The sequence below is a fragment of the Chitinophagales bacterium genome (genome assembly GCA_019694975.1).
Classification (GTDB): Bacteria; Bacteroidota; Bacteroidia; order Chitinophagales; family UBA10324; genus JACCZZ01.
Genome location: JAIBAY010000005.1, coordinates 162,565 through 176,919 on the forward strand (window position 1 = coordinate 162,565; position 14,355 = coordinate 176,919).

The 14,355-nt window shown below is 44.1% G+C and carries 10 protein-coding genes; 3 read left to right on the forward strand and 7 right to left on the reverse strand.

Going from position 1 to position 14,355, the window contains the following annotated elements:
- Positions 1–3: 3 nt before the first annotated feature.
- The 5 genes from lon to K1X61_11115 all read right to left on the reverse strand — a co-directional run bounded on the left by lon (position 4) and on the right by K1X61_11115 (position 7,648).
- A complete protein-coding gene (lon, locus tag K1X61_11095; protein ID MBX7109183.1) occupies positions 4–2,415 on the reverse strand; it encodes an endopeptidase La in 2,412 nt (803 codons plus the stop codon).
- A 605-nt stretch (positions 2,416–3,020) separates the two neighbouring features.
- Positions 3,021–3,347: a hypothetical protein gene (locus tag K1X61_11100; GenBank protein MBX7109184.1), complete on the reverse strand. Its 327-nt coding sequence runs from the start codon at positions 3,345–3,347 to the stop codon at positions 3,021–3,023.
- Positions 3,348–3,510: 163 nt separating this feature from the next.
- Complete coding sequence (locus tag K1X61_11105) at positions 3,511–4,254, reverse strand: PorT family protein (GenBank protein ID MBX7109185.1); 744 nt, start codon at positions 4,252–4,254, stop codon at positions 3,511–3,513.
- 288 nt (positions 4,255–4,542) lie between these two features.
- A complete protein-coding gene (locus K1X61_11110; protein ID MBX7109186.1) occupies positions 4,543–6,450 on the reverse strand; it encodes a T9SS type A sorting domain-containing protein in 1,908 nt (635 codons plus the stop codon).
- Positions 6,451–6,640: 190 nt separating this feature from the next.
- Positions 6,641–7,648 (reverse strand): T9SS type A sorting domain-containing protein, encoded by a 1,008-nt coding sequence (locus K1X61_11115; protein MBX7109187.1) that lies wholly within the window; start codon positions 7,646–7,648, stop codon positions 6,641–6,643.
- Between the two features lie 158 nt (positions 7,649–7,806).
- On the opposite strand from K1X61_11115, the gene K1X61_11120 reads away from it, so the two are divergent.
- Positions 7,807–9,210, forward strand: a complete 1,404-nt coding sequence (locus K1X61_11120; GenBank protein MBX7109188.1) for a hypothetical protein — start codon at positions 7,807–7,809, stop codon at positions 9,208–9,210.
- Between the two features lie 105 nt (positions 9,211–9,315).
- Complete coding sequence (locus K1X61_11125) at positions 9,316–9,975, forward strand: NAD(P)H-binding protein (GenBank protein ID MBX7109189.1); 660 nt, start codon at positions 9,316–9,318, stop codon at positions 9,973–9,975.
- A gap of 198 nt (positions 9,976–10,173) precedes the next feature.
- On the opposite strand, the gene K1X61_11130 is transcribed toward K1X61_11125, so the two are convergent.
- Both K1X61_11130 and K1X61_11135 read right to left on the reverse strand, forming a co-directional pair.
- Positions 10,174–10,869, reverse strand: a complete 696-nt coding sequence (locus K1X61_11130; GenBank protein MBX7109190.1) for a LytTR family DNA-binding domain-containing protein — start codon at positions 10,867–10,869, stop codon at positions 10,174–10,176.
- Positions 10,870–10,871: 2 nt separating this feature from the next.
- Positions 10,872–11,942, reverse strand: a complete 1,071-nt coding sequence (locus tag K1X61_11135) for a sensor histidine kinase (GenBank protein MBX7109191.1) — start codon at positions 11,940–11,942, stop codon at positions 10,872–10,874.
- A gap of 594 nt (positions 11,943–12,536) precedes the next feature.
- Between K1X61_11135 and K1X61_11140 the strand changes: the two genes are divergently transcribed.
- Positions 12,537–14,312, forward strand: coding sequence for a DUF885 domain-containing protein (locus K1X61_11140; protein ID MBX7109192.1), 1,776 nt, complete (start codon positions 12,537–12,539; stop codon positions 14,310–14,312).
- Positions 14,313–14,355 lie beyond the last annotated feature (43 nt).

Genomic DNA, 14,355 nt, shown 5'->3' on the forward strand with positions numbered 1-14,355 from the left:
CGCTTATTTCACAAGGGCAATCTCAAGTACCTGCATCATGTCATCTACATAATGGAAGGTAAGCCCTTTAATGAATTCACCATTGATTTCAGAAATATCCTTTTCATTCATCTTGCAAAGCATTATTTCTTTCATGCCGGCACGCTTTGCAGCAAGGATCTTCTCCTTAATGCCGCCAACCGGTAATACCTTTCCCCGCAATGTGATCTCGCCAGTCATTGCCAGGTACTTCTTCACCTTCCGTCCACTGTAGGCAGATGCAATTGCGCTCAGCATGGTGACGCCTGCCGACGGCCCGTCTTTAGGTATGGCACCTTCCGGAACATGAATGTGTACATCCTTTTTGTCGAAGTCCTCCTGCCTGATGCCAATTTTTTCAGCATGTGCTTTAATAAACGTCAAAGCCGTAGAAGCTGATTCTTTCATCACATCACCCAGGTTACCGGTTAGTTTGAGGTTACCTTTGCCCTTGCTCAGGGCTGTTTCAACATACAGAATTTCACCACCAACGTATGTCCAGGCCAGGCCAATAGCAACACCCGGCGGGTTTTCTTCCTGGTACATTTCCGCATCAAACCGTTTTATTCCGAGGATACGCTGAATATCTGCCACACTGAGGTCGGCATTTCTTTTTTCGTTCAAAGCAACATCCTTGGCTACAGAACGCATTACACCTGCCAGTTTGCGGTCGAGGTCGCGCACACCCGATTCGCGGGTGTAATCTTCAATGATTTTTTGAATAACCTGTTTGGAAAAATGCACATGCTTATTTTTCAGGCCATGCGCTTCCAGTTGCTTGGGAATAAGATGGCGCTCAGCAATTTCAACCTTTTCCTCCACACTGTAGCCACTGATATCAATGATTTCCATCCGGTCGCGCAGCGCAGGCTGAATCGTGGCAAGCGAGTTCGCCGTGGCAATGAACAATACCTTAGAAAGGTCATACTCCATTTCCACATACTGATCGTAGAATGAATTATTCTGTTCCGGATCCAGCACTTCAAGCAATGCAGAAGATGGATCACCCCGGAAGTCGGCACCTACTTTATCAATCTCATCCAGTACAAAAACAGGGTTGGATGTCTGTGCTTTTTTCAGCGACTGAATAATCCGTCCCGGCATTGCGCCGATATAGGTCTTGCGATGTCCGCGGATTTCTGCCTCATCATGCAAACCGCCCAGTGACATACGGACGTATTTCCTGTTTAATGCTTTTGCGATTGACTTGCCAAGCGAAGTCTTGCCGACACCCGGAGGACCGGCAAAACAAAGTATGGGTGATTTCAAATCACCTTTCAGCTTTAAAACAGCGAGGTATTCCAGTATCCGGTCCTTCACTTTTTCAAGTCCATAGTGATCCTGCTCCAGGATTTTTTTCGCCCGGCGCAAGTCAAATTTATCTTTGGTATAAACGTTCCAGGGAAGTTCCAGCAACAGTTCAAGGTAGTTCAGTATCACCGAGTGTTCTGCAGCGGCGGGATTCATGCGCTGCAACTTGCTCACCTCCTTTTCAAAATGATCTGCCACCGCTTTCGACCACTTCTTTTTTGCTGCCCTGTCGCGCAGGCTTTGAATTTCCTTTTCAATGGAATCCGCGCTTCCCAACTCCTCCTGTATGGTTTTAAGTTGCTGTTGCAGGAAGTAATCCTTCTGTTGCTTTTCAATATCGGACCTTACCTTGCTTTGAATTTTGTTTTTCAGCTCGAGCACCTGAATCTCTGATTCCAGCTGTACCAGCACGGCCTGTGCCCTTTCTTTCAGGTCGTTGATCTCCAATACTTTTTGTTTTTCCTTCAGATCAATCGACAAGTTGTTAGCGATAAAATTGATAAGGAAAGAAGGGGAATCAATGTTGCGCAGCATAATGCTGGCTTCGGTCGGAATATTTGGTGAAAGCTTGATAATGTTACCGGCCATTTCCTTCAGGGAAGAAACCATGGCTTCAAACTGCTTGTCGTCGGGATAAGGAATATCATTGAGCACATCAATAGATGCCTTAAAATACGGATCCGCTGTTACAAATTCGCGGATGGAAAACCGAACCTTTCCCTGGATAATAGCCGTTGTGCTGCCATCGGGCATTTTCAGCATCTTCAGGATCCTGGCCATCGTTCCCACTTTATGCAGGTCTTTAAATTCCGGTTCTTCCACGGTGGCATCCATTTGTGCAATCACGCCAATAAACCGGTCAGCGGCATAAGCATCTCTCACAGCTTTAATTGACTTATCACGTCCTACAGTAATAGGAATAACCACACCGGGAAACAAAACCGTATTACGCAATGGCAGTACCGGAATAATATCTGCAAATACATCCTTCTTGCCGTCAGCCTCCTCTTCCAGTGTGATTAATGGCATAAATTCAATGTCCTCTTCCATGCCCTGCATATCAAACTTAAAATTCAAGTTGTTCATAATTAGGTTATAAGTTTTCGTCAATTGAAAAATTCATCCGCGCATAACACTGCAAAGTAATTGCAAAATTACAACTACCCGTATAACGGAGTCACAAGCGCACGGATTGTCAAATATCCCGCCATGCTGACATTTGCCTTCAAATCGGAAATTTTGGCTGAAAAGAAAAAAAAATAAAAGACTAAATAACTGAATTCATAAATACCTAATGCAAAATTCGAGGGTTGTGAAGGCTTACGAAGGTAAATCAAGCAAGAGACTGATCAGAAGAAGGATGACCGCTGCTACCACTCCAGCCACGATGGGTGCCCTTATTTTTCAATTGAAAAAAAGAGGTTATGATCTAAAATAGTTAAGTTTTTGCTGATTCCAGCCTTTATAAAATCATTCAATCATCCGAAAGGTTCTACGCAGCTGCTAAACGCATTGAAGTTGTATAAAACGTTTGGCAGCTACCCGAAGGTGGCAGTTTCGGAGCGATTCACTGTCAACCAAGCACAAACGTTGATAAAAGCACAACGCTTGATACAACCACCAAACAGCCACTTTTGGTTAGGTGCTGATAGCGGTTCGGCTTATTTCAACGAGTCTATTAAAATTCGTCATTAACTTCCTTTCTTTTTGAATGGGGACATAAGAATATTTCCAATAGTCTCCAAGACTGGCAATACTTTAAGAGCGAACTTAATGGCAAATACTATTAGTGCATATTGCCAATTCAAATAAACCATCACTGCAAAAATTATCCATTCGAGCCAATAAAGTGCTGCAACCCATTTTGGAAGGTCGGGTTCGTCAGGGGGTAATGTCCCATTTCTCTTGGCTTGAATTAATCGAATGTCAAAGGTTGTTATAGATGAAATAATTCCATAAGCAACTGTCAACCCGATGAGTGTGGGTGTATCGTATGGCATTAGTAAATAAAAACTCATATTTCTATTTCAATTTAGTTGGATGTTTCTAAAGCTGACCGCTAACAAAATGCAGGTGATTAATAATCACATTACGCGCTAATGCTTTTCAGCAAGTCGCATATATGTTTAAGATCAGCATTCCTGCAGAACTTGTAAATAACGCAAGAAGAAACCTGTTATATTATTTTGCTTCTTCCTCCTGCTGTGCTGCTTTCTCCGCTTCTTTTTTCGCCGCCTTTGCCCGACCGATAGGGATGCTGACATCAAGATATATGGCGGAATTCCGCTGACTGCCTTCCAGTACCTCATTTACATCCACGAAGCCATAGTAATAGTCCGCGCCAATAGTCATACCGGTTCCCTGCTTTAGTTTATAACCTATGCCAGCCTGCAAACCGGCATCCAGGCGTTTCAGATCATCCGCAATATTGTTTGCGTAGTTCAGGTCATCGTCTTCCACTATGGTATTGGTGAATTTATCAAATGCAGTATAGCGTAAACCCAACTGAATACCGCCTTCTATATGGAGATAATCAATCAACCGGTATCGTATCAGCACGGGCACATTAAAGTAATTTATTTTGCGGTCAACACTGCCGCCTGAAAACGCACTGTCCAAAGTCATGTTATTAAGCGGATAAGGTTCAAGCGAGCCCGTTCCCATTTTTGATTTCACCCGAACACCGGTATGCAGAAACAGTTTTTGATTAAGTTTAAAATCAAAATAAAAACCCAGGTTCCAGTCGGTAAGTAATCGTGCTTCCGGGGTATTGCTCATGTTTAAAAAATCCACTCCTCCTGCAAGACCAAATTCCAGCTTATCTGAATTCAGTTTGTCACCCAACAACAAGGTAATAAGCACTTGCGCATTGGCGGCCGTATGCATAGTCAGCAACAAAATAACGGTCAGCAAAAATGGTCGCATTGGCCTGCCTGACGTTTGATTGGATGAATTTACCGCCATAAGGATGTGGGAATTGATGATCTTTTTTAATGTTCAGACAAACTGTTTCAGTTGCTCAAGGTAATAAGTTTAATAAATTATTAATTGACAGTAAGGAAGTTTACCATACCAAAAAGTCAGGCAAATCAATACCTGATAACACTGCCAGCGCCTGCATTCTGCATCATGAAGCGGAAGGAACCGGATAAAAGCAACAAACCGCCCGTTTTCAAATTGGAGCGGTTTGCTGCATAACAGATTATTCGGCTGCTATTTGATTTTGATAAACTTCGTGGACATATTATGCTGCCCATCTGAAACAGAAATGAAAAACATGCCGGCAGGCCACCCGGAAGTTACAATTTCCACCTGTTGATCTCCCGATTCAAAATAGTTGCTGATCTCTTTCATTACCCGTCCATTGATGTCGATTACCCTGATAGTATAACTGCCTGCATCCGGGGCATCAAACAATATTTGTATGGCAGCGTCTGTGCTGACAGGGTTGGGATAAACACCAACTTCATCATCAACGGTTTCAGTCAATGATTCCAGGCCATCTGCCAGCTTGAACGGTGAGAAACAAAGTGAATGTGGTGCGGTTTTCTTCTTCATGACCAGTTGATGCGGTATCACATTGTCGCAGACCTGATCGGTGCAATATTGAATGGGATTTGATTTAACAGTATCCAGCAATAGTTTCATTGTATCGGCCGGGCAGGCTGGCGCATTTATCATCCCGACACCATCCGTCTTTATCACATGCCCGTCTGTTAATGTTGCTGTAGAGGAAGCATTGGTGCTGATAAAATAACCAGTCGTAGGATAACCTGATCCAACAGAAACTACACTTTCCGTTCGCGGAAAATTAGGAGTCGTTAAGGCATAGTGATGAGCATTGGTCATTTTGCCATTGGTGATATTCATTTCAAGAAGGTAGGTGTCTGAAAAGATGCCTGAGTTAGGATCATCCACTCCTCCTGAGATCACCACATTTTTTGCCACTGCCCTTGATTGGTAAATGCTCTGTCCGTAGGTCAGCGGAGCCGGAGGCAAAGGCGTCCCCGGAACACCAAAACGATGCGCATTCACAAAAGCGCCCGTTGTGGCACTTACCCTGGAAAGAAAACCGAGACAGCCGGGCGTATTTCCGATGCCGGTAGCGTTGGCAAGGCCGGTTAACACAAAATTATCCACCACAGCAGCTGCACCCACGGTTTCATCTTCAAACATAATATCCCAGGCAGCACTTGTAGTGGTTGCACCATTGGCAGAAAACAGCGGGTATTCAATTTTCCAAAGCATCAGTCCGTCATAACGGACACGCATGACGAAATGCGTGGAACCAATTGCTCCAGGAATGGTGCGCTCGCCGGTAACCACAATGCCTATCGGATCGTTAACTCCACCATTCAGAAACTCACGGAAAACGCAGGACTGATGCGGGATGAAATTAGACGGTGGTATCCCTGCAACCGGGTTATAAAAATATCTCCATAGCAACACCCCATTGATATCAAGACGTGTGATAGCGGGAAAAGTAATGCCTGTATTGGGATTGGTGACAACTGAAACCATCATCATATCTCCGTTCGGACATGATTCAACGGAAATCCCGGCTTCATCATAAACATTTGCAGCAACGAGTATATTCGTCCGTACCCAAAGGATATTCCCGTTATTGTCATACTTAATCATGACCGGCCTCCTGACACCAAATGCAGGATCTTTATAATAACCACTCACATAAAAATAATTCTTTGATTTGGGTATGGCTACTGCATTCACCGCTGTACCGATCTGCGGACAAGCAGTAAAAGTACAAGGCAGAATACCGACAGCAGGGGAAGGTGTTAGGTTACCATAACCGGCTTGAATATCAGTGGCTGTATAAGCAACGGATGTGTTGGCACCATCATAATAAATACGATCCCAGGCAGAAACGCCGGTAGCACCGGTATATCTTGAAAACAGGATATGCTCGGTACCCGCAGCCGGTGTGAAGCTGTTGGTATTCCCGATTACCCAATAGTCGTTGCTGACGGCTACCCCTGCAACATAGTTATCGGAGCCTGCAGGCATAAAAGTATTCTGAAAGGTTTGTGCATTAAGCACTGTGGTGCTGATTAGCATCAGTAAACAGGTAATCAACAGCTGATTGGAAAATGTCTTTTTCATGTTTCAGTTAGTTTTAAATGAATGCTTACTCTATTCCGGCTTTTCAGCTTCCGCCGATTGATACATCAAATCTACAGCGTGGCATTACCCGGATGCAATTACAATATGTGGTCGATGTAGCCTCTGCAACTGTCATAAATGAGAATGCCTCCGGGACATGGAGGCATTCTTTAAACAGCATTTATACGTATCAGAACTTGAGCAACTTCATTCTTTTCACTTCATTATTCATGCGCAGCTCGATAATATACATGCCGGAAGCGAGGTCTGCAACTGAGAAGGAGAGATCATTCAGGCCCTCCTCTAACGATTCATCATTGGCCACGATACGAATAAGACCACCCATTGCATTGTAGAGTGAAACAGTGGCTGCCACTTCATCTTCACAGGCAATCCTGATGGTGCATTCAGCGGATGCCGGATTGGGGAAAACAGTGGTTCCCCACCCTGCTGTATTACCAACCGTTTCCCTGCAACCGATATCAGGGCCGGTGTAATTAAAACATATCGTATCCTGCACATAGTAAACCGAACCACTGGAACAGGTTACCTGGAAATTGAAAACATAGCAGGAATCACATTTCAGGGTATCGAGACTCTTGATCTGCCATTTACCGGCAGCTGTTTTTCTCAACAGTATATCAATTGGTGCATTGATAGCCGTAACAGTGGATGCGGCAAGGCCGGTGCCGCCGGTGCCGCATTTTGAATTGGCGTAGTCGGTAAGTTTCTTCAGTTTCGTCCATTTATCAACCACCAGCTTGCAGGTATCACTGTCGCAGGAAGCTGTGGCGATGTCGAGGTTGTCGGTGATGATATCCAATGACAGCACAAAGGCAAGCGTAAACTGTTCAGGGCAGGAAGGAGCAAAAATGCTCAGTTTAACTGTGTTGGATAATATTGGTAGCGGTGGAATCTTAGTTCCAAGGTAGCCGCCATTCATCCGCAGCACATTAGCGTCGGTGACTGTTGTTGTGTACAAACAGGCCGGTGATCCGATACACATCACCTGTACTTTATAATTGATCAGAGGGTTTGCTGTTGCCGGCTTCCAATACACGTAGTAATTGCCCGACTGATCAAACAGTACCACTTGCTTCAGTGGAGGAAGGCAGTTTTGCCCGTGGAGAGCAGAAACAGATGTCATCAGCAATGCCATCAGCAAGAGCATCATGACGGAGCGACTTCTTTTTTTCATAGCAGTAGTTGTTGGAGGAGTGTTATGCACTCAATTTCGCAAAATATCGGGCAAGTTGATCGCTGAGGTGTAATATTTTAATTACATTTTTTTTGAAGTGTACCCGAAAACGGTGACTTTTAGGAGTTGATAGTTTCGTCAAAATATTGCTGAGCTGCGTGCTGGAAACCAAACTGATAAAAACACTGCGTACCCTGCATCGCCGCGAGCTGACGGAATTAAATGCTTTCGCACAATCAGGCATTGTTCCGCTCAGCGAAAAAGCGCTGGCTTTGCTGCAGCTGATACTCACCTGTTCACCTGCATTTTCTTCGCCACAACTGAAAAAAGAAGCCGTATTCCGGAAGCTCTTTAAAAAGGAACCTTACAACGACACGAAGATCCGCCTTCTGCAAAGCGATATACTGAAAACAGTGCATTTCTTCATAGGCATCAGGATGGCTGCTGCCATACCGTTTGAACTGGAAATGCTGCAGCTGGAGCATTTTATGAAAGTGGAAAACAATGAGCTCACCTACAGGAGAATTGCCGAACTGGAAAAAAAGGTGGAAGCAATGGCAATACACAATGAACATTACTTCCATCTACGGTTCAGGCTTGAACAGTTAAAAAGCAATTACAATGCAAAGCGCTCGAAAGATTACACGCTGAAGCACCTCTTTAAAAACCTGGAGGCGTATTATTTTTTAAACAAGCTGAAGATGACCTGCGTCCGCCTGAGCAATAACTTTATTTACCGTCATGAGACCGACAACTTTTTTATCAGCGAAATCAGGGAAAGCCTTGCCAAAAAAGCATTTCCTGATAATCCTGTTATCCTGGGATACAGCTACAGCGTTTTGCTGCTGAATGATGAATCACCGGACACACAATTCAGCAACTTGTATGAATTGTTGCATCACCACAAAAAACAACTGGGTGCACACGAAGTGGAAACCTTCAGTAAAATACTGGAGAATCACTGTATCCGGCAGATCAATACCGGGCGCGATGACTTTTACGAAATCCTGTTCAGGCTCCTGGAAACAAGGTTGCTGGATGCAGTAGAAATCACATCCGGTGAAGTTAAAACCTTTATGACCTTGTGCCTGCGCATGGGAAAAACCGCCTTTGCACAACAATTTATTACCGGCAAAAAAGATTGTATCATTCCGGAAGAAATCCGGGATGACGCCTTTAATTATTCCATGGCAATACTGCATTTCTATAAAAAGGAATACGACCGGGTACTGCTGCTTTTACAGCAGGTGGAATATCATAACGTGTTTTACAAGATTGACAGCAGGAAACTGTTGATCCAGGTATTTTATGACCTGAAGGAATGGGATTCACTTGACTCAGCGATGAATGCATTCAGGGTTTTTATTCACCGGAATGCGGAGATTTCAGAGGTTCACAAAAAAAACAACCAGAACTTCATTAATTTCCTTTATAAAATGACGCATACCGGTGGGCACGAACAGAAACGGCTGCTCCGCCTGAAACATGACCTCACCAAAAGCATGCATCTTGCCGAAAGGAAATGGTTGCTGGAGCGTTTGGAAGAACGGATCAGGAGATGAGTTTACAACTGCCCTAACCTTGAGTTTTTAACGTGCATCATCCATTACGCGGAAAGCAACAACTAAATATTCCATAATCGTTCTATTGCCGAAAGTACAAGGACAATGAAAAAAATACTCCTCTTTGGAAGCACAGGACTGATTGGCGATGCGTTACTCCGGCAGCTGCTTGCCCGCCCTGAGCTGCAGGTTATTGCATTTTCAAGAAAGCCCATTGAATTACCACATGCTGAAGCAGCATTTATCAATCATGTCATCAACTTCGACAATTTGGAAGATCACGCACGTTACATCGTCGGGGACGTGCTTTTCTGTTGCCTTGGCACAACCATGAGGAAGGCAAAAACACAAGCAGCATTCAGAAAAACCGACTATGAGCTTGTACTGCGCATCGCAAAGATTGCAACTGATAACCATGTTAAAAAATTGCTGGTGATATCTTCAGTTGGCGCAAATGCTGCTTCCAACAATTTTTACCTTAAAACCAAAGGTGAGATGGAAGATGACTTGCAAGCGCTGCCAATAGATCAGCTGGCTATTCTGCGACCATCTATCTTAACAGGCAAGCGCAAAGAATTTCGTTTATCAGAACGGGCAGGCATCGCTTTGGCATCACTCATTAGTCCATTGATGGCAGGCGCCCTGAGGAAATACAAACCTATTGCTGCCACCACCGTTGCAAAAGCAATGATCCGTTTATCTGAGCAGACAACCGACCGTGTCATTTATGAATCTTCCGATCTGCAGCAAATTGCAGAGCAATAGCAGTTCATTTTTCTGTTGCTGTCTTTTCTGAACATTATTATTTGCGCTAAAGAAAAACAGAGCAGCAATCAACCGCGATCACTATAATACAGAGAACAAAATGCACTACGCCGCAATGCTGCCGGTCTTCATGTCAATCACTTGGTGAAAAGTTGCATTTGTCGGGAGTTCAATAATCATCGTGTCAGACACTAAAGTTTAGCTATTCATTTTGAACACAAGCTTGATGAGATGTTCTTTGTAATTAGCACCTATGGGTATCTCCTTCCCATTAATCTCTATAAAATTGCCGACAATGGAATTGACAGCGCTGATGGCTACAATATATGATTTGTGTACCCTGATAAATTTGTTTTTGGGTAACAGGTCTTCAATTTTCTTCATGGTCTGATGCACCACGAGCGGACGTTCCTTCACAAAAATCTTCAGATAGTCTTTCATGCCCTCAATGTATATAATGTCGGCATAGTTTACTTTAACCAGTTTGCTGTCCACCTTTACAAACATGAAGTCCGCATTACCTGCACCATCGCCTGTCTTACGCAATTCAATCACTTTATTGACTGCCTTGAGAAATCGCTCAAAAGAAATTGGTTTCAGCAGGTAATCCACCACATCCAGATCATATCCTTCCAGCGCATGATTCGGATAAGCTGTGGTGAGAACCACTGAAGGCGGATTTTTGAGCGATTTCAAAAATGACAATCCGTCTATCACCGGCATCTGTATATCGAGGAAAAGCAGGTCAATGCGTTCATCGTGCAGCGCCTGGAAAGCATCGAGCGCATTACTGCATTTTTTTACAAGTTGTATTTCGCCGCCGATCCGTTGCAGGTAATTCTCCAGCACTTCCTGTGCCAGCGGTTCATCATCTACAATAATGCATTTTAACATAGCTATGAAAATTTAAGTTGAAGTGTCACCTGGTAACTGTCGGTCAGCGATTGAATATCCATCAAGTGCTTTCCCGGGTAAATCAGCTCAAGGCGCTTCCGCACATTTTCCAGGCCGATACCGCCTTTTTCCCTCATCATGCTATCACCACGTGGTACGCTGTTCACCACACGCAGCGTAAGGCCATCGTCCTGCACATCAAGGTCTATTTCCACGAAACCACTTGCCATCTGTGCATTAATCCCGTGCTTAAAACTGTTTTCAACGATGGGAATCAGCAATAATGGCTCAATGTGCTTTTCGCCGGCATCACCTGTTTGTGTATAGCGCACCGACACATGTTTGCCATGCCTGATGCGCTCAAGTTCCACATAATTGCTTACAAACTCTATCTCCCTTTCCAACAATACAGCGCCGGTGTTACATTCATAGAGCACATATCGCATCATGTCGCTGAGCCGCAGCACCATATCCGCTGTTTTATCCGACCGCTGCAGCGCCAGCGAATAAATGTTATTAAGTGTATTAAATAAAAAGTGCGGGTTGATCTGTGCCTTCAGTGCATTCAGCTCCAGCGTCAGGTTGTCACGCTGTAGTTGCAATAACCTTGTTTGTGTGGAACGTACCTGACCCGCATATTTGATGGAGTATGTGATTACGAGTGTAAAAAAGCCTTCAATAATATCATACCTGGAATTCAACTGACTGATATAATCATGCAGGCCGTCACTGGAAATAGCATCCGGAATAAGTGTCAGCAACTGGAAATTCACATAGGAATATGCAAATACAAGTGCCACAGTACAGACCGCATAAATCACATATCGCCTCTTATTCAGTAACTGTGGCACCAATACATACAAATGGAAATACATCATCGGAATCTGTGTGGCCGCATACACCAGCATAAACAGCAACTCACCGGGCCCCCATCCATAGAGTGAAATAATATCATAAAAAGTGCGGAAGAGCCAGAAGAGCCAGAAGCCAACATGCATCAGCACCCTTAAAACTGCTGGCTTTTGCAGGTGGTATTTATACTGCCGCAAAAAAAGCGATGCACTGTTTTCCATCAATGGTGTAATTTACAGATCGCATAACCGGTGTATTAAATTTATAGACAAATTCTATCATTCCATCGACAAAATTTAGCACACCGGAGAACCTGCCGGTTATGCACGAAACCAACACATTTCATGGCTGACCTGCCGCTATCGTTATTCGCAGCAATTGGTCTGATGAATTAACCGTTTGGTCTAAATTATTTTAATGGAACGGCACAACACATTTTCTTTATTCCCTGTAATTGTGCTGATGCACATCGCATCATCTAAACAAATAAAGTTCTCATGGTTGGATTGGAAAACTACCCGGCAGGCAGCATCCCCGTTTAACTGTCTGCCCGGGTAGTTTGGGTTATGTGAGATGAAATTTTTCCTGTAAAACCCGGCTTAAGTTTTCTACAATTCTATCACTGCGGAGATTTACGGGAATGATACATACACCTGATCTCCGTACAGTAACATCGCCGGAACTTCATTCAAGTTATTGCCACCTTGTATTTCTTCCTGAGACATTTGATCAAAGCCGGTCAACTGATACGATCCATAGTAACACCAAACAATTGAAATAGTAAATTGAGCTCTAATTCCACAACATTATACAAAATGAGATCAACACTCCTGCTTGCCTTTGCATTATCTGTTGCTGCTTGCAACACCGGTGATAAAAAAGCTGATGAAAATACAACCGGCCGTTCGCTTGCTCCGTTGCTCCATCAATATTATGAAGATCATCTTAAGTTATTTCCGCTGGAAGCAACTCAAAACGGCGACTACCGGTATAATGATCAATTACCAAATGACATGACAGCCGCATTCCGCAATAGGGAAAAACAGATGTTGCAAAATTATCTTGATTCATTGAAGACTTATGACCGTGCCACACTATCGGAAAATGATCAGATGAGTTATGATGTGTTAGAATGGGAGCTGAACATTTCCATGGAAAGGTTCAGTTACCCGGACGACCTCATGCCTATTAACCAGTTCTGGAGCCTGCCGCTTACCATGGGTCAGTTGGGTTCAGGCACGGGTAACCAGCCATTTAAGACGGTAAAGGATTATGAAAACTGGCTGGGACGCATCAACGGATTCACGGACTGGTGCGATTCAGCCATCGCGAATATGCGGATCGGAATGTCGAAAGGAGTGGTGTATCCTCAAATCCTGATTGAACGTGTGCTGCCGCAGATGAAAAGCATCATCGTCACTGATGTCACAAAAAGTCTCTTTTACCAGCCGGTACTTAATATGAAAGAGTTGAATTTTTCTGATGAAGATACCAGGCGGATTACTGCATTATATGCTAAAGCCATTACCGGTCAGATCAACCCATCTTATCAGAAATTACATGACTTCTTTAAAAACGAATACCTCCCGAAATGCAGAACCACTGCGGGAATCTCTGCCGTTCCCGGCGGCGCGGAATACTATCAGTTCCTTATTAAATACTGGACAACGACAGACATGACCGCTGACCAGGTTTTCGAACTCGGACAAAGTGAAGTCAAACGTATCAGGACAGAGATGGAACGTGTGATGAAAGAAACAGGGTTTAAAGGTGATCTGAAATCATTTATCAGTTTCCTGCACACCGACAAGCAGTTCATGCCATTCAAAACGAAAGAGGAAGTGCTGAATGCTTACCGGTCTATTGAAGAAAGACAGCAACCCTTTCTCAGTAAACTATTTACCGTCTTCCCGAAAACACCCTTTGAAATAAGAGAAACGGAAGCATTCCGCGAAGCAAGTGCCAGCGCGGAATACAGCCAGGGAACAGCGGACGGATCGCGGCCGGGCATCTTTTATGTACCCATTGTGGATCCCTCGAAGTTTAACAATATTTCCATGGAAGATCTTTTTCTGCATGAAGCTATTCCCGGCCATCATTACCAGATTTCTTTACAACAGGAGAATAAAGATCTGCCGGAGTTCAGGCGATTCATCTGGTATGGTGCTTATGGCGAAGGTTGGGCCTTGTATTCGGAATCACTAGGCAGTGAGCTGGGACTCTACAAAGATCCTTACCAGTATTTTGGCATGCTGAGTGAAGAAATGCATCGTGCTATCCGGCTGGTGGTAGATGCGGGCATTCATACCAAAGGCTGGACGCGTGAACAGGCCATACAATTCTCCCTTGAAAACGAAGCAGAGTCGGAAGCCGATATCACCGCCGAAATTGAACGGTATATGGCAATACCCGGACAAGCGCTCAGTTACAAAATAGGGCAGCTTAAAATACTGGAGCTCCGTAAAAAAGCAGAACAACAGATGGGCGAAAAATTTTCGCTGGCCAGGTTTCACGATGAAATACTTAGAGACGGCTGCCTGCCTATTGCCGTGCTGGAAAGCAAGATGAACCGTTGGATGGCAACGCAATAGCAAAGCAGTATGTGCTGAGCTTATTTTGTAATGCCTTAGCCGT

What these genes read in the sequence shown, in the direction of transcription:
- lon (MBX7109183.1), bottom strand. Translation starts at nt 2,415, where the DNA reads ATGAACAACTTGAATTTTAAGTTTGATATGCAGGGCATGGAAGAGGAC.
- K1X61_11100 (MBX7109184.1), bottom strand. Translation starts at nt 3,347, where the DNA reads ATGAGTTTTTATTTACTAATGCCATACGATACACCCACACTCATCGGG.
- K1X61_11105 (MBX7109185.1), bottom strand. Translation starts at nt 4,254, where the DNA reads ATGCGACCATTTTTGCTGACCGTTATTTTGTTGCTGACTATGCATACG.
- K1X61_11110 (MBX7109186.1), bottom strand. Translation starts at nt 6,450, where the DNA reads ATGAAAAAGACATTTTCCAATCAGCTGTTGATTACCTGTTTACTGATG.
- K1X61_11115 (MBX7109187.1), bottom strand. Translation starts at nt 7,648, where the DNA reads ATGAAAAAAAGAAGTCGCTCCGTCATGATGCTCTTGCTGATGGCATTG.
- K1X61_11125 (MBX7109189.1), top strand. Translation starts at nt 9,316, where the DNA reads ATGAAAAAAATACTCCTCTTTGGAAGCACAGGACTGATTGGCGATGCG.
- K1X61_11130 (MBX7109190.1), bottom strand. Translation starts at nt 10,869, where the DNA reads ATGTTAAAATGCATTATTGTAGATGATGAACCGCTGGCACAGGAAGTG.
- K1X61_11135 (MBX7109191.1), bottom strand. Translation starts at nt 11,942, where the DNA reads ATGGAAAACAGTGCATCGCTTTTTTTGCGGCAGTATAAATACCACCTG.
- K1X61_11140 (MBX7109192.1), top strand. Translation starts at nt 12,537, where the DNA reads ATGAGATCAACACTCCTGCTTGCCTTTGCATTATCTGTTGCTGCTTGC.